The following is a 15,925-nucleotide window of genomic DNA, read 5'->3' as shown; positions in this document are numbered from 1 at the left end:
CGGGTCAGCGCGGTTTGTGCGCGAGGACGGCGAACATCGTCACCGAGAGATGGATGTCGCCGTTGGCGGCGCCCGCGTCGAGGTCGGCGAGCAGTTGATCGCGTTCCGTTTCGGTGATCGCGCCGCGCGCGACCGCCATCGCCGAGATCCTGGTGATCAGCGAGCCCGCGCCCACGCTGCGGTCCTGCACCAGGGCCTCCGAGCCGATGTCGTCGACCACCAGGCCCGCCTTGGTGAGCAGGCCGGGCAGGCGACGGCCCGACAGCGGATTGGTGGTCGCCGACACGAGTGTGTCGATCACCTCGCGGACAACCCGCCGGTCACCGGGGTGCACGATCGCCGTGCCCCAATCGCTGTCCACCACGACCACGCGTCCGCCGGGACGCAGCACGCGGGCGATCTCGTTGGCCGCGCGGGCGGGGGCGGTGAGGTGCTGGAAGACGCGCTCGCACAGAACGGCGTCGAAGCAGTCCGCGCCGAACGGCACGCCGTAGGCATCCCCCGAGTGGAATTTGGCCGTCGAGCCGGCCTGAGCGGCACGGCGCTCGGCGGAGGCGAGCAGCTGCGGGTCCGGCTCGACGCCGACCGCGCTGCCGTTCGGGCCGACCGCTTCGGCGAAGGTGATGACCTCCGACCCGGTGCCGGAGCCGATGTCCACGGCGTGTTCGCCCGGCCGCAGCGCGAGCGCTTCGTGCGCCCAGGTGCGCAAGCGGCGGATACCGGGCAGCGCGGCCTGTAGGTCGCGCACGTCGACGAGCTGATCCTGACCCGCTCGGTCGAACCGATCGGGGCGCAATGCGTAGGTGTTCATGGGCCCGTGTCCATCCCTGGCCGTTGCCGTCGTCTTGGTCGGTGTCGCCGTCGTCTGAGGCATGGCCTGGAGCCTACGCGGCAGGTCATCTACCCGCGCGTAGGGGATGTGAGGTGGGTCACTATGGTCGATGACTAGTCTGGTACTGCCCGAATAGACGGAGAGGCGGGACAGTGACGCGCACGCTGTGCCTGGCGCAGGACGCCGAGGCGGATCGGCTACTGACCGAGGACCATTTCGCCACGCTGCTCGGCATGCTGCTGGACCAGCAATATCCGATGGAGCACGCCTTCCGCGGCCCGAAGAAGATCGCCGACCGGATGGGCGGCTTCGACATCCAGCGCATCGCCGAGGCCGATCCGCAGGAGTTCGAGGATCTCGCCGCGACCCCGCCCGCGATCCACCGCTACGGGCGGTCCATGGCCCGGCGCGCCCAGGAGCTGGCTCGCTACGTCATCGAGCACTACGACGGCAAGGCCGAGAACATCTGGACCGCGGGAGACCCGGACGGCAAGGAGGTGCTGCGCCGCCTGCGGGACCTCCCCGGCTACGGCGAGCAGAAGGCGAAAATCTTCCTGGCCCTGCTGGGCAAGCAACGTGGCGTGCGGCCGGAAGGCTGGCGCGCGGCGGCGGGCGCGTACGGCGACGAGGGCTCGCGCCGTTCGGTTGCCGACGTTACCGACGCCGAATCCCTCGCGCAGGTAAGGGAATTCAAGAAGCAGGCGAAAGCGGCAGCCAAAGCGAAGTAGTCCGGTGACCGTAACTCCCCGGTTGCCTATTTGAAATCGCCCTGCGTTTTTTCCTCGTTATCGCAGAGTCGGTGCCCGATGCTTTTGGCTGGTACGGCTCCACCTGAGATGAGGGATTGCAGGACATGAGGATGAGGAAGCTCGCCGTGGTGGCGGCGCTGGTGACCATTGCGACCGGAGTGGCCGCTGGTACGTCCGGTGCCGCCCCGGCAGAAGAAAACGCGGAAAGCGCAATCAATTTCACCGCGCACGCGACCGATACCCAGTCGATCATCGAAATCGACGCGGGCTCGCTGGTGGTCGAGAACGAGGTGCTCGAGGTGAAGGCCTCCAACGGTACCGTGCTCGCCGCGCAGCCGCTGCGGTTTCAGCTCGACGACTTCGAATTCCCGATCGCCGCAGCCATTTCCGGTCGCACCGCGACGCTGACGCCGGTGTTCGACCGGGAACACGCGGTCTACAAGCCGGTCGCTCTGCCGTACGAGGACAAGGCGCCGTGGAAGACCGAGTACGACCGTGAGGTCGCCGCTTGGACCCGTCTGACCAGCACGATCGCCGCCGGTGCGACCATCGGCACGCTCGTCGGCGGCCTGGCGGGCGGCGCCATCGGTTGCGTGCTCGGCGGCATCGCGGGCGCGACCGTCGCCTCCGCCGCGATCGTCGGCCTGTTCGGCGCGTTCATCCCGGCGGCGGCCATCGGCTGCCTCGGCGGCATCATCGCCGTCGGCGCGCTCGGCACCCTCGCGGGTCAGATCCTGATCACCGCCCCGGTCGCCATCGGCGCCGCGATCCAGTACTTCACGACGATCAATCAGCCGTTCGTCGCACCGAAGTAATCCTTCCGCGTGAAAAGACTCCGCTCTGCCCGTCTTCCGGGTGAGCGGGGTCTTTTTCGCGTGCTCGCGACCTGGGGAAACAATGTGCGTGTGCACACAGCGGCGCGTCGAGGGTTGGTGCGTCGGGCAAATCGGTGTTAATTTTAATGACATGTCTGCCGGCCGATGGAACCTCCTGCGCGTCACTTACGTGACCGCCGCGTTGGGTCTGCGGCTGCCGTTGACACGCGAACTGTGTCGCCTCTCTTGCTGCAGCTGAGCTGTTTTTCCTGCTCGTTTGCTGCCTCGCCGCCCATGTAGGCATGTCCCGTTCGATTACGGGACTTCAGCAAGGATCTGCACAATGTCCCTTCCCACCCTTGAACGATCCGTCTCCAGGGTTGCGGGCAGCCGTGCCCGCGTCCAGCGCCCGGTTGTCGCCCCTGAACTCCGCATCGGCGACAATCCGGCGGCCGCGGTGCTGCGCTCCGCGACCGGTGGCCCCGTCTCCCGCGACAATGCCGCGCGCACAACGGGTTTGAGCATCGCCACGGTCAACCGCCAGGTCTCCGCACTACTCGCGGCCGGCCTGCTGCGGGAACGTCCCGACCTGACGGCCTCGGGTGCGGTCGGACGCCCCCGCGTCCCCTTCGAAATCGATCACGACGCCTACCTGACCATCGGCATCCACATCGGCGCCGCGGTCACCAAGATCGTCGCCGCCGATCTGCGCGGCCGCATCCTCGGCGGCTTGGCCATCGCGACGCCGCAGACCGGCCAGGAATTCGCCACCACCACCGTCGCCCGCAGCGCCAAAGCGTTCCTGCAGCGCTGGCACCGGCGCAAAGCGCTGTGGGCCGGTGTCGCGATCGGTGGCCGAGTCGACCCGCTGACCGGCGTCGTCGACCACCCGAAGCTGGAATGGCGTGGCGCGCAGGTAGGTTCGGTGCTCGGCGAGGTGCTGGAGTTGCCCGTCTCGGTCGCGCCGCACGTCGAGGCGATGGCAGGCTCGGAGCTGTTGCTGCCCACCGGTGAGCCCAAAGACCAGGCCCGCGTCGAGCGGGGCAGCAGCCTGTATTTCTACGTGCGTGAAACCGCCGGTATCGCGGTGACTTTGGACGGTCGCGTGCACACGCCGAGCAACGGTCCAGGATCAATCGCGCACCTGCCCACCGGTTCGGACGTCGAATGCACCTGCGGACGGCGTGGCTGCTTGGAGGTGACCGTCGGTGATCGGTCGCTGCACTCCAGGGCCGTCGGTCGCGGCATCATCCCGGCGCACAACGGAACCGCGGGCTCGACCATCGCGGATCTGTATCGCGCGGCGGAGGCAGGTTCGGAATCCGCGCGCGAGCTGCTCGCCGAGCGGGCCACCATCCTCGGCCACACCGTGGCGATGGTGCGCGACATGCTCAACCCTGATCGGGTGATCCTCGGTGGCCAGGCCTTCACCGGCTATCGCCCGGCGGTAGCGCATGTGGCGCGTGCGTTCAACCAGGGTTCGACGCTGCCGCCCACCGATATTCGCATCAGCGGATTCGGCGGCAAGGTACAGGAATACGCCGCCGTGGTGACCTCGCTGAGCGTCCTCTACGCCGATCCGCTGGCCGCAGTCCGGCGAACCGCGTTGACCGACTGAGCAATACGACGAAGGGCGACCGGACGTGCTGTCCGGTCGCCCTTTTCGTGCGTGTGGGGCGTTTACCGATGCGGGTCGCCCGCGGTCGCGAACAAGCCTTCCAACGCCGTGATGAAGAACGGGAAGTGGCTTGCGAAGCGTTGCAAGTTGCGGTCGCGTTCGAAGCCGCCGAACCAGTAGAGGCCCGGTTGCGCGTCGGCCGACGGATCGAGGTCGCGGAAGGCCCGGATCCAATTGTCGGCCCGCGCACCGAGCACCGTGAACGGCAGGGCGCGAGAGAACACGGTCTCCTGGTCGATCGGCGGGATATGTTCGCGCCGCGTGGTCTCCAGGCCGCGCTGGAGCGCGCGGATCTGCCGGGCGAGTTCCAGCCCCCGGGTCGTCCGCACCGGCAGGTACTTCGGGGAGAGCAGAGTCGCGCCACCGCCGAGCGCGATGGCGACACCGACCAAGGCGTGCCCCGAGGTGAGCGCGAGCGCTACGGTCACCGCGATACCCGCGACCACCAGTGCCCCACCGAGCCACACCGCGATGCCGGGACGTCGGCGATCGAGGAAGTTGCCGCGGGCGACGGCGTCGGCGATCAGTGCGGCGCGAACCGGACCGGAGGTCATCCGCCCCGGCGCGCGCAGCTCACCCAGTGTCACGGCGTCGGCGCCACCGGGCAGCAGTGCCTGGTAGACGGCCTTCTCGTAGTCGCGCAGCTGATCGTCGGGCGTATTCACCCGGGTGATCCGCCAGTCGCTGTCGCTGAGCGGCGTGATCCGGATGTACCGGCGCACCGCGAGATCCACCACCGTGGCGGCGATGTCTACCGGATCGACATACCCGTCCAGCAGCAGGCCGGCCTCGCCGGGCAGCGCGCCCTCGGGTGAGGTGAACTGCACTCGATCGCCTTCGCGCAGCAGCGGGTCGATCGTCTCCGTGCCGCCGCCCACCGTCGCGTCCTGGCGGCGGGCGCGCAGCACGAAGACGACCAGGATCGCCAGCGCGAGCAGCAGGACACCGAACGCCACGAGCACCGGGGCGGTGATCGCGAAGGGGCCCGCGTCGCCGCCGCCGCGCACGTCGGCGTTGCTCGGCACGGTGCCGGGCGGCAATTGCAGCGTCAGGTCGATCGCGTCGCCCTTGTGCAGGTCGGTTTGCTCGAGAAAGAGGACGCCGTCGGACTCGATCTTGACGTCGGCGCACGGGCGGGTGTTGCCGGGCGGGCCGAGTTTGCAGTCCACGATGCCCATTTCGAAGCTCGGGCTGATCAGCGAGGCGCTGATGGACGCGATGTCGGCGCCCAGCACGCCGAGCCAATGGAACACCTGGGTGCCCGGCGCGTCACTGACGGTGTTCTGCACGGAGTACTGGAAGGTGGACTTGCCCGGCCGCGCCTCGATGGTGAACTGGTCGTTCGCGACCGTCGCGGTGCCAGGGCCTTCGGTGTTCACATCGGTGACCCGAAAGACGCGCTCGGCGTCGTCGCTCACCTTCAGCCGCAGTGGAAGCGACATCCGGAACGATCCGTCCGTCGGCACCGAAATCTGTTCGACGACCTCGAGGACACCCTCGCGATTCAGCTTCAGATCGGCGGTGATGGTCACGCCGTCGGGTGCGGGCTGGGCTTGGGCGACCGGGGCCGCCGCGAACATTGCCGCGATGGCGAGAAGCAGCGCGCCTAGGGCGGCCCCCCGAAAAGTCAGCATGGCTGCCTACTTTAGACAGCTTGCTATTCTGCGTCAGCGGCTGTCGGCGATCACTGAGACGAGGGGGTACGGGGGCGTGACACAACCACCGTACGGACACGGACCGGTCCCGCACAGGGGGCGTCCGGTTCCTCCGCCGCCCGGCTACGGTGCGCCCTATGGACCACGCCCCGGTTACGGTCCGCCACCTGGATACGGCCCGCCGCCCGGCTACGGCCAGCCGCCGGGGTATGCCCAGCCCGGTTACGGACCGCCAGCGGGTTACGGCTCTCCGGTCCCTCCGCCGATGCCCTATGGTCCGCCCGGACGGCCTCCTTACCCGCCGCGGCGCAAACGCGGTGGCGGTGGATGGGTGGTGCTGCTGATCGTCATCGTGTTCCTGGTCGCGGCGGGGCTGGTGCGCAACGCGATCTCGGTGGGACGCGGCGACAACGACGCGTCCGGCCCGCGACCGAGTTTCACGTTCGACGCCCAGCCGGACGGCTCGACCGGACCGTCGGAAACTGGAACCAACCCGTTGCTGACCGATCCGAGCACGACACTCGTTCCGGCGCGATGCGACTACTCGCCGTGGGGCACCCAGGTCGACGCCGCCCGCAAGTTCTTCGAAAGCGCCGCGTCGTGCCTGGAGTCCGCGTGGAAACCCGTGTTGCGCGAGGCGAATCTGCCGTTCCAGCCGCCGTCGCTGAACGTCAGCGCGACCACGTCGGGCATAACCACGCCGTGCACCGGCTCGACCAGCAATTTCGCGGCGTTCTACTGCCCGGCGAACAAGACCATCTACATGCCGATCAGCCAGTTGCAGACGGACTACTTCAAGGACAACTGGGTGGTCTACCTCTCGGTCTTCGCGCACGAGTACGGACACCATGTGCAGGCGATGTCCGGCATTCTGCGCAAGGCCAACAGCGATCGGGCCGACGCCGGGCCGCGCACCGCCAAGGGATTGGAACTGTCCCGGCGAGTCGAATTGCAGGCCAATTGTTTCGACGGCATGTACCTCTCCTCGTCGTCGAAAGGCGGCTCGCTGACCGATCCGCAGATCACCGTGGCCCGCAAGGACGCCTATGGGCGCGGCGACCAAGCCGGGGACATGCGCGACCACGGGTCCGCCGAGAACGGCGGTCAGTGGTTCGAGACCGGACTGAACAGGAACCGTGCGGCCCAGTGCAATACGTTCACCGCGTCGGCGGGCTCGGTCAGCTGACGCGCCGAGCGGGCACTCGCCCCGCGGTGGTCATCCGGTCCGGCTCAGGCCGGGCGAAGGGCGGCAGCGCTCCCCGGTGAGATAGTCCGCGATACCGCCCCGAGCCGGTGCCGATTGCCGGGAGTGGCCCCATCGATCAGAGCTTCGGATCGTCGTCGAGCGTGCGATCGGGATGTGGACGTCCGAAATGCCCCTCACCGAGGCGGCGGGGCGCGTGTCCGAGCACCCCTTCCGCATATGCCGTCTCGGCGTGCAGGGCGAAGTCGATCCCGGCGGTCTCGTCCTCCTTGCTGACGCGGAAGCCGACGAGCCGGTCGATGCCCTTGCCGAGCGCGAAGGAGACGCCGAAGGCGTAGGCCGCGACGACCAGCACCGCCACCAGCTGCTTGCCGAGCTGGGCGAGTCCACCGCCGAAGAACAGCCCATCGGCGCCGCCGGTCATCACCGCGGTGGCGAGCAAGCCGATCAGCACGGTGCCGACGACTCCACCGGCGAAGTGCACGCCGACCACGTCGAGTGAATCGTCGTAACCGGCCTTGAACTTCCAGCCCACCGCGAACGAGCACACCACGCCCGCGGCCAGCCCGACCAGCACCGCGCCCAGGGTGTTGACCGACCCGCACGAGGGCGTGATGGCGACCAGGCCCGCCACCACGCCGGAGGCGGCGCCGAAGGTGGTCGGCCTGCCGTCGCGGATCTGCTCGACCGCCAGCCAGCCGAGCATGCCGAGGCAGCCCGCCACCAGCGTGTTCAGGAAGACGGCCGCGGCGAGGCCGTTGGCCGCCAGCGCCGAACCGGCGTTGAAGCCGAACCAGCCGAACCACAGCAGGCCGACGCCGAGCAGCACGAAGGGCAGATTGTGCGGGCGCATCGCGTCGGTCCGGAATCCGATGCGGGGGCCGAGCACGAGCGCGAGGGCCAGGGCCGACGCGCCGGAGGCGATCTCCACCACCAGTCCACCCGCGTAGTCCAGTGCGCCGAACCGCGCGAGCCAGCCGTCCGGGCCCCACACCCAGTGGGCGATCGGCGCGTACACCGCCAGCGCCCACACCGGCACGAAGATCATCCACGCGGAGAATTTGGCGCGGTCGGCGATGGCGCCGCTGATCAGCGCTGCGGTCAGGACGGCGAAGGCGAGCTGGAACGTGACGAACAACAACTCCGGCACCGAGCCGTGCACCGAACCCGGATCGATGCCCGCCATGCCCAGGTGATCGAGGCCGCCGATCAGGCCGCCGCCCGCGTCCGCGCCGAACGCCAGGCTGTAGCCGAAAAGTAGCCAGGCCACGGTCACCAGCGGGATCGCGATGAAGTTCATCATCAGCATGTTGAGCACGCCGGTCGAGCGCACCATCCCGCCGTAGAAAATGGCCAGGCCGGGGGTCATCAGCAAGACGAGGGCCGTGCTGATCAGCAGCCAAGCGGTGGCCGCGGGGTCGATGGTCGGGGACACGGGTTACTCCTTCCGCGCGAATGCGCTGCGAGGAAGTTACCGAATGGTCGCTCGCGGGCCGACAACAGATCGGGAAAGTGTGACTCCCGGGTCAGGCGGAGGGCTGATCCTTCCGGACACCGCGCAGCCACGCGGCGACCGCGTCCGGCGTGGGCGGGTCCGCGCCGACCAGGTCGAGCACGGTGTAGCCGATGCATGCCGCGCCCATCACGCGTGAGGCGGTCGCTTCCGCGTCACCCCAGGGCAGGAAGGGTTTGGCGAGCAGGAGGGAGGCGATGCCGTGACCCACCGACCACAGCTCCAGCACGATCGGCAGCGGGTCGCGCGGCGCGATCGTCCCCTCGTCCATGCACTTGCGCACGGTGGCCGCGAAATGCTGGAAGGCCCCGCTGGTGAGGACCTGATCCACCGCTCCTCCGGTCTCGGTGGGCGCGGTCGCCAGCCGGTACTGCTCGGGATGCTCGAGGGCGAAACGGACGTAGGCCATGCCTTGGTCGTGCAGCTGGGTCAACGGAGAGGTCGCGGGGTCGGTGGCGGCCCGGATCGCGTCGGCGAGGTCTTCGAAGACCTTGGCCACGACCGCCTCGAGGAGCTCGTCCTTATCGGCGAAGTGCCGGTAGATCGACGGCGCGCTCACCCCCACCAGCTTGCTCACCGCCCGGATCGAGACGGCGTCGGCGTGCCCGGTGCTGGTGAGCAGCTCGGCCGTGGCCCGCAGGATCTCGTCGCGCAACTGGGCTCCGGAACCGCGCGGCGACCGCGGACGCCTCCCACCGATCATGCGCGTCCCGCGGTTTCCAGCGGGCGTGCTGCGGTGTCCTCCTCGCCCTCGGTCAGCCCGATCTTGGCGTGCAGGCGGGCCAGGGGTGCGGGCGCCCACCAGTTGGCCGGACCGAGCAGGCGCATGAGCGCGGGCGCGAGCAAGCCGCGGATGAGCGTGGCGTCGGCGAGCACGGTCAGCGTGAGGCCGAGCCCGAGCAGCTGCATGAACGACACCTTCGCGGTCACCAGGGCACCGAGCACGATGGCCATCAGCACGGCGGCGGCGGTGAAGATCCGGCCCGTGCGCGCCAGGCCGATCGCGACCGCGCGGGTGTTGTCGTGCGTGGCCAGCCATTCCTCGCGCACCCGCGACAGCAGGAACACCTCGTAATCCATGGACAGGCCGAAGGCCAGGCAGAACATCAGGATCGGCATGGTCGGCACCAAGTATCCGACCGCGGTGAAACCGAGCAGGCCCGACAGGTGGCCTTCCTGGAACACCCACACCATCGCGCCGAACGCGGCGGCCAGCGACAAGGTGTTCAGCACGAGCGCTTTGACCGGCAGCACGACGCTGCCGGTGAACAGGAACAACACGACGAACGTGGTCAGCGCGATCAAGGCGGCGGCGAGCGGGAGCCGGGCGGCCAATGCCTGCAGCGAGTCGGCGTTGGCCGCCGCGGCGCCGCCGTAGAGCGCGTCACCCGGTGCGGGGACCGCCCGGATCGCTTTCAGCTGACGGTCACCGGCGGGCGAGAAGGGGTCGAGTTTGGTCGCGACGCTCAAGTAGGTCCCGGTGTCGTTGATCATTCCGGGCGGCGGCGGCGCGACTCGCGCGCCGGTCACGTAGACGCCCGCGGCCGAAAGCACCGCGGGCACGCCGTCCACCTTGGACAGTTGCCCGGCGTATCCGCCGAGGGCCGCGCTGTCGCCGCGATAGCCGTCCAGCACGATCGTGGTGCTGGCGACCGGATCGGCCTGGGGGAACTCGGTCCGCAGGGCGTCGCCGACCTGACGGCTGGCGGCGGAGTCCGGCAGCACCCGATCGTCTGGATAACCGAACTTGACCGAGAGGAACGGCGCGCCCAGCGCGAGCAGCAGCGCGATGATCGCGACCGCGACCGGCGCGGCGTGCCGCATCACCACGCCGGCCAGCCGGTACCAGGCGGTGTCTTCCGGCGCCTGCGGACCGGGTGCGGGCGCGCCGCGACCGAACAGGCGGCGCAGCGGAGCCCGCAGGTCGAGGGAGTTCACCCGATGGCCGAGCAGCACCAGCGCCGCGGGCAACACCACGATCGACGCGATCGCCGCGGCGGCGACCACCGCGACGCCCGCGTACGCGAAGCTTTTCAGGAAGTACAGGTCGAACACGCTCAGGACGGCCATCGAGAGCGCGACGGTGAGCGCGGAGAACAGCACGGTGCGCCCCGCGGTCTGCACGGACCGGATGGTGGCCGCGGCTGGATCCAAGCCGTTGGCGAGTTCTTCCCGGAAACGGCTGACGATGAACAGGCTGGAGTCGATGGCCAGCGCCAGCCCCATCGCCGTCGTCATGTTAAGCGCGTAGATGGAGACATCGGTGAACAGCGTGAACATACGCAGCAGCGCCAGCGTCGCGAGAATGGCGAACACCCCGATGGCCAACGGCAGGGACGCGGCGACGAGGCTGCCGAACACCAGGATCAGCACGATCATCGACAGCGGCACCGCGACGCCCTCGGCCAGCGCGAGGTCGCGGGTGGTCTGCTCGGTGACGTCGTGATAGATCGCGGCGATGCCGCCTTGGCGCACGGTGATGCCGTTGGAGACGCCCGCGAACTGCCGTTCCAGGTCGCTCGCGGTCTGCTGCACCTGGGTCTCGTCGCCTTCGATGTAGGCAACCACCAAGGCGCTCTTGCCGTCGGTGCTGCGTAACGCGTTCGCCAGCGGCTGCGGCGTGGTCCAGTAGGACTGGACGCCCTGGACGTCCGTGCGGGATTTGAGCGAGTCGGCCAGCACTGTGCCCGCCGCCTTGGTGGCCGGATCGTCCGCGCCCCCGTCCGAGCTGACCAGCAGGACGAAATTGGGCGCCGCCCCGGCGAAGTTGTCCGCGATCAACTGGGCGACGCGAGCGGACTCGGCATTGGCGGAGGTGAAACCGCCCGATTTCAAGTGCGCGGGCGCGGTAGCGCCGAAGACGCCGCAGAGCACGGCGACCGCGAGCGCCGCGGCCAGCACGGTACGGGGAGATCGGGTGATGAATCGGGCCATCCGGGTCAGCATCGCGGCTCCGCTCGCTAGGTTAACGGCGTTAGAGTAACGTCGTTAACCTATGCTGTCGAACTCGCACGACGCGCCCGAGGTCAACCGCGGGACTTACGGATGGCCCGCAAGCCCCTTCGGCCGGGCACGGGAAGGTCGTCGCACATTTCCACCCATTCCGCGGTGGTCAGCCACAGCTGCTGGGCGCGGGCATCGGCGGTGTTGTGGAAGATCCGGCGGCCCCGGTCGTCGCGCAGTTCTTGCGCGACCACCGACCAGCGCGGCGGGCGGCCGTGCTCGGCCTGGTAGTCCGCCAGATACGTCGCGATCGCGGTGCCGATGGTGTTCACGGGACGCAGCGACACCCGGTTGCCGTACTGCGCCGCGTAAAAACGCCGCGCCGCGCACAGGGACCGGGGATTGGCGTTGGAGGCGATCCACCCCGCGCGCTGCGCGCGCTCGATGAGCCAGAGGTGTTTGACCGCCGACGGCGCGATATTGCCGACGCGGGTGCGGATCAGCGTCATGATCTGCTCGGTGCACAGCACGTCACGGCGGGTGGGGCCGTAGCCGTGCGCGGTCCAGTGCGCGTCCGCGAGTTTGGCGAGCACCCGGCCGAAGTCGTCGATGCTGCGCTGGGCGCGGCGGCCGAGGCGTTCGATGCGCTCGGCCTCGCGGCGCATCTCGTTCTGCGCGGTCAGGGTGCGGATCGCCGCCATGGTTGGCACCTGGCCGCGTTCGAGAAGTTCGAGGATGGCGGCGGCGGTGGCCGGATCGGCGGCCGCGGTCACCGGCAGCGAGTCGCGCTTGATCGCGAACTCCTGGGGACTGATGGCGCGGCTCAAGAGGGCGACGGCGGAGCGGTCGCCTGCGAAATCGGTGCTGGAGAGCCAGGCGGCGGCGATGTCGTCACACGACACGTGGACGGTCCTCCGGTGGAAGTGGGGATTGGCGCTGGTCACCCGTTGGCGGAGCTTTGTTGGTTGTGCCCCGGTCGGGATGAGGGACCGGCCGGGGTCACCAACCTGATGAAGGTTTGGCTACCGAAGTTGCCGTCTGCCACGTTAGCCAGACGATTGCATCGATGTCACCCATGGTGACGGTTTCGTTATTTCCAAAAAGTGGAGGTAAATCGGGGTCGGAGTCCATCTTTTCCGGCCGCGACGGGATGCCGCGGCGGGTGCGTCCGGTATTCGCACGTGCAGGATAAGTGATAGCTCTGAGGTTGCTGTTGCGCATGTCCCGGTCGGCCGTCGAAGAAGGCGACGCGCATGTTGTGACTTGGATCACATTTATCGACGACCGTGTGCGGCTGATCCGGGCGGTAGGCGGGCATGCGCGTTGTCGGTGGTCGCCGGTAACCTCTGGCCGTGGCTCTGTACCGGAAGTACCGACCGGCAACATTCGCTGAGGTGGTGGGTCAGGAGCACGTCACCGACCCGCTGAGTACCGCGCTCGACACGGGGCGGATCAGCCATGCCTATCTGTTCTCCGGTCCGCGCGGCTGCGGCAAGACGTCTTCCGCGCGCATCCTCGCCCGATCGTTGAACTGTGCGCAAGGGCCCACTTCGACGCCATGCGGCACCTGCCCGTCGTGTGTGGCGCTCGGGCCGGGCGGCCCGGGAAACTTGGATGTCATCGAACTCGACGCCGCGAGCCACGGCGGTGTCGACGACACCAGGGAATTGCGGGACCGCGCCTTCTACGCGCCCGCGGAGTCCAGGTACCGCGTGTTCATCGTCGACGAGGCGCACATGGTGACCACCGCCGGGTTCAACGCGCTGCTCAAGATCGTCGAGGAGCCACCCGCGCACCTGATCTTCATCTTCGCGACCACCGAGCCGGACAAGGTGCTGCCGACCATCCGTTCGCGCACGCATCACTATCCGTTCCGGCTGCTGCCGCCCGCCACCATGCGCGGACTGCTCGGGCGGATCTGCGAGCAAGAACACGTGCCCGTCGAAGAAGCCGTGTACCCCTTGGTGATTCGCGCGGGCGGCGGTTCACCGCGCGACAGCCTGAGCGTGCTGGACCAGCTGCTGGCCGGCGCAGGCCCCGAGGGCGTCACATATGCCCGCGCGGTCTCGCTGCTCGGTGTCACCGACGTGGCGCTGATCGACGACGCGGTCGAAGCGCTGGCCGCCGACGACGGCGCAACCTTGTTCGGCACCGTCGACCGGGTGATGGAGGCGGGCCACGATCCGCGCCGTTTCGCCGTCGACCTGCTCGACCGCTTCCGCGACTTGATCCTCCTGCGGGCGGTGCCCGACGCCACCGAACGCGGCCTGGTCACCGGCCCCGGCGACGTGCTCGACCGGATGCGCGATCAGGCCGAGCGATTGGGTTCGGCCACCTTGACCCGCTACGCCCAGCTGCTGCACGAAGGTCTCGGGGAGATGCGCGGCGCCACAGCGCCGCGACTGCTGCTCGAAGTCGTCTGCGCGCGCATGTTGCTGCCCTCGGTGTCCGACGCGGAATCCGCCACCCTGCAACGGTTGGAACGGCTCGAGCGCGGTCTGGCCGGTGGTTCCATCGCCCCGGCGCCCGCCGCGCCGTCGGCGCAGGCTCCCGCGCCGTCGCCTGCGGCTGGTTCGCCGTCGGACCCGCCTCGTCGCCGAGGTGCCGAGGCGCTGGCCGCGATTCGTCGCGAGAACCGCGGGGGTGACCGCTCGGGAAGCGCTGCGGAGACCGGTGGTTCGGCGCATGTCGGGGCAGGGGAGCGTGCCGGAGGCGCATCCGCGGGTGCGGGGAATGTCGATGACACGACGCCGGTCGGTGGTGGGCGAGCCGAGAATCCGTCTGCCGATACGGCGGGCTCCGGTGCCGGTGCGGAATTCCCGGGTGCCGGAGGCGGGCGTCCGACGGAGCCTGTCGTTGGCGAGTCGGTCGCACCGGGTTCGCCTGCGCAAGGGGGTACGGATCGCCCTGTGCGGGTGGACGAACCGGATTTCGCCGAATCCGGTGGTGCGGCAGGAATGACGCCGCGGCGAGCGGCGAGTGCGACCATCGAATCGAGTGCTCCGCAACGCGGGACGGCAGGCTCGGCGTCTGCGTCATCCGCCGCCGCGCGTGGTGCGAGCGCGATGCCGGGCGATCTCTCGTCCGAAACCGAAGAGGCACGAATGCCTTCCGACCTTTCGGCGACGTCTGAGCGCGGATCGTCGGAGCAGGAAACGAATGCGCGGGCGGCCTCGTCGGTCGTCGATCCGGCCGCCGGGCGACAGCAAGGGACCGATCCGGCTGCCGGACGGGGTTCTGCTGTGGGGCGGGAGCAAGGGGCTGATGCGGCTGCCGGACGGGGTTCTGCTGTGGGGCGGGAGCAAGGGGCTGATGCGGCTGCCGGACGGGGTTCTACCGCCGGGCGGGGGCGCGGGGCTGATGCGGCTGCCGAGCAGGGATCTGCTGCCGGGCGGGAGCAAGCGGCCGGCCAGGCTGCCGGGCGGGGTTCTGCTGCCGGGGGCGAGCGCGGGGCTGATTCGGCTGCCGAGCGGACCGTCGGGCACGGCGATCAGGCTCGGTCCGCCGCGCCGGCGTCTCATGCGACCGGTTCGTCCGCGCAGGAGTTCGCCGCCGGTCCTGTTGCCACACCGAGCGCTGATCTGTTGCGGGAAGTGGAAGCCGCCTGGGCGGACATTCGCGCCAAAGTGCGTGAGTTCGGTGCGGCCGTGCAGGCGATGCTCGCCGGTGCGTCGGTCGCCCGGGTGGAGGGCGAGGTCATCGTCTTCGCGCACCAGCACGCGCCGCTGGCCAAGCGCCTGTCCGATCCGCGCAACCTGGAGGCGGTCCGGTCGGCAGTACGGGCGGTGCTCGGCCGCGACCACGAGGTCCGCTGGGAAGCGGGCGGCGCCGCGCCACGGCCCGCCGCCGCGCCGCGATCGGGCGGTGCCGCGAACCGACCCCGCGGGCAGGCGGGCAACCAGCCTGGACGTGAATCCGGCAACGCGGCGACCCGTGGTTCGGCCGCGCCCGCGCCGCGCTTCTCCCGCCCGAGTCAGGCGAAGAACGCGAACGCCGACAAGGCCGGCGGCGCGGGGCGTTCCGGCGCAGGCGGCGCCGACAAGCGCCCGTATCCCGCGGACGACGATATCCCGCCGCCCGACTACCCCGACCTACCCGACGACCCCGGCCCCGCGGACTATCCGCGGTACGACGCCGGGCCGAGCGCGGGCGACGCGTCGACCGACCTGGACTGGGACGGGGCCCGGGTCATTCCCGCCTCGACCCCGGAAGAGGAGCAGGAGATGATGGCAGCCGCGGCCGATCCGGTGGCTCCCGGCGACCGTCGCGACCCGGACGAGGTCGCCCTCGAATTGCTGAAGAGTGAGCTGGGTGCCACACGATTGGATGGTTGACAACCACCGTTCTCGCAACGTTAAGTTAACCGGAGTTCGCACTCCACGGTAGTATGGACGGGTAGCCGGGAGCTTCGGTACGCCGACGTTCTATGGTATGCCCAGGCGTACGGGCGACCTGGCCGTACGTTCGTCCTGTCTTGCCTGGTTTTGTACAGCGTTAGGAACGGTCGGTCGCAAGGCCGGTCGGCGAGGTCAGCCG

Annotated in this window: 11 protein-coding genes; 5 read left to right on the top strand and 6 right to left on the bottom strand. The window is 69.4% G+C overall.

The window, feature by feature from the left end:
• Nucleotides 1–4: 4 nt before the first annotated feature.
• Nucleotides 5–811 carry a methyltransferase domain-containing protein gene (locus tag ACWESM_RS24040; protein WP_397280865.1) on the bottom strand — a complete coding sequence of 269 codons (807 nt, stop codon included), beginning with the start codon at nucleotides 809–811 and terminating at the stop codon, nucleotides 5–7.
• A 173-nt stretch (nucleotides 812–984) separates the two neighbouring features.
• On the opposite strand from ACWESM_RS24040, the gene ACWESM_RS24035 reads away from it, so the two are divergent.
• The 3 genes from ACWESM_RS24035 to ACWESM_RS24025 all read left to right on the top strand — a co-directional run bounded on the left by ACWESM_RS24035 (nucleotide 985) and on the right by ACWESM_RS24025 (nucleotide 4,014).
• Nucleotides 985–1,560 carry an HhH-GPD-type base excision DNA repair protein gene (locus ACWESM_RS24035; RefSeq protein WP_356963408.1) on the top strand — a complete coding sequence of 192 codons (576 nt, stop codon included), beginning with the start codon at nucleotides 985–987 and terminating at the stop codon, nucleotides 1,558–1,560.
• Between the two features lie 125 nt (nucleotides 1,561–1,685).
• Entirely contained in the window at nucleotides 1,686–2,396 is a 711-nt protein-coding gene (locus ACWESM_RS24030) for a hypothetical protein (RefSeq protein ID WP_397280797.1), read from the top strand.
• Nucleotides 2,397–2,739: 343 nt separating this feature from the next.
• Nucleotides 2,740–4,014 (top strand): ROK family transcriptional regulator, encoded by a 1,275-nt coding sequence (locus ACWESM_RS24025; protein ID WP_356963410.1) that lies wholly within the window; start codon nucleotides 2,740–2,742, stop codon nucleotides 4,012–4,014.
• Nucleotides 4,015–4,076: 62 nt separating this feature from the next.
• On the opposite strand, the gene ACWESM_RS24020 is transcribed toward ACWESM_RS24025, so the two are convergent.
• Entirely contained in the window at nucleotides 4,077–5,708 is a 1,632-nt protein-coding gene (locus ACWESM_RS24020) for a DUF2207 family protein (protein ID WP_397280801.1), read from the bottom strand.
• Nucleotides 5,709–6,060: 352 nt separating this feature from the next.
• Here ACWESM_RS24020 and ACWESM_RS24015 point away from each other — a divergent pair, with 352 nt between their 5' ends.
• Nucleotides 6,061–6,915 (top strand): neutral zinc metallopeptidase, encoded by an 855-nt coding sequence (locus ACWESM_RS24015; RefSeq protein ID WP_397280803.1) that lies wholly within the window; start codon nucleotides 6,061–6,063, stop codon nucleotides 6,913–6,915.
• A 136-nt stretch (nucleotides 6,916–7,051) separates the two neighbouring features.
• On the opposite strand, the gene ACWESM_RS24010 is transcribed toward ACWESM_RS24015, so the two are convergent.
• The 4 genes from ACWESM_RS24010 to ACWESM_RS23995 form a co-directional block, all read right to left on the bottom strand.
• Complete coding sequence (locus ACWESM_RS24010) at nucleotides 7,052–8,368, bottom strand: ammonium transporter (RefSeq protein ID WP_452493745.1); 1,317 nt, start codon at nucleotides 8,366–8,368, stop codon at nucleotides 7,052–7,054.
• A 91-nt stretch (nucleotides 8,369–8,459) separates the two neighbouring features.
• Complete coding sequence (locus ACWESM_RS24005) at nucleotides 8,460–9,101, bottom strand: TetR/AcrR family transcriptional regulator (protein ID WP_356963414.1); 642 nt, start codon at nucleotides 9,099–9,101, stop codon at nucleotides 8,460–8,462.
• Nucleotides 9,102–9,145: 44 nt separating this feature from the next.
• Nucleotides 9,146–11,392: an MMPL family transporter gene (locus ACWESM_RS24000; RefSeq protein WP_452493743.1), complete on the bottom strand. Its 2,247-nt coding sequence runs from the start codon at nucleotides 11,390–11,392 to the stop codon at nucleotides 9,146–9,148.
• Nucleotides 11,393–11,472: 80 nt separating this feature from the next.
• Nucleotides 11,473–12,291: a hypothetical protein gene (locus ACWESM_RS23995; RefSeq protein ID WP_356963416.1), complete on the bottom strand. Its 819-nt coding sequence runs from the start codon at nucleotides 12,289–12,291 to the stop codon at nucleotides 11,473–11,475.
• A 450-nt stretch (nucleotides 12,292–12,741) separates the two neighbouring features.
• On the opposite strand from ACWESM_RS23995, the gene ACWESM_RS23990 reads away from it, so the two are divergent.
• A complete protein-coding gene (locus ACWESM_RS23990) occupies nucleotides 12,742–15,723 on the top strand; it encodes a DNA polymerase III subunit gamma and tau (protein WP_452493741.1) in 2,982 nt (993 codons plus the stop codon).
• Nucleotides 15,724–15,925: the final 202 nt, after the last annotated feature.

The organism is Nocardia sp. NPDC003999, assembly GCF_053604885.1.
Note: the sequence above shows the minus strand (reverse complement) of the source record. Positions and strands in the feature narration are given on the sequence as shown.

What these genes read in the sequence shown, in the direction of transcription:
- ACWESM_RS24030 (WP_397280797.1), top strand. Translation starts at nt 1,686, where the DNA reads ATGAGGATGAGGAAGCTCGCCGTGGTGGCGGCGCTGGTGACCATTGCG.
- ACWESM_RS24000 (WP_452493743.1), bottom strand. Translation starts at nt 11,392, where the DNA reads ATGCTGACCCGGATGGCCCGATTCATCACCCGATCTCCCCGTACCGTG.
- ACWESM_RS24040 (WP_397280865.1), bottom strand. Translation starts at nt 811, where the DNA reads ATGAACACCTACGCATTGCGCCCCGATCGGTTCGACCGAGCGGGTCAG.
- ACWESM_RS24020 (WP_397280801.1), bottom strand. Translation starts at nt 5,708, where the DNA reads ATGCTGACTTTTCGGGGGGCCGCCCTAGGCGCGCTGCTTCTCGCCATC.
- ACWESM_RS24025 (WP_356963410.1), top strand. Translation starts at nt 2,740, where the DNA reads ATGTCCCTTCCCACCCTTGAACGATCCGTCTCCAGGGTTGCGGGCAGC.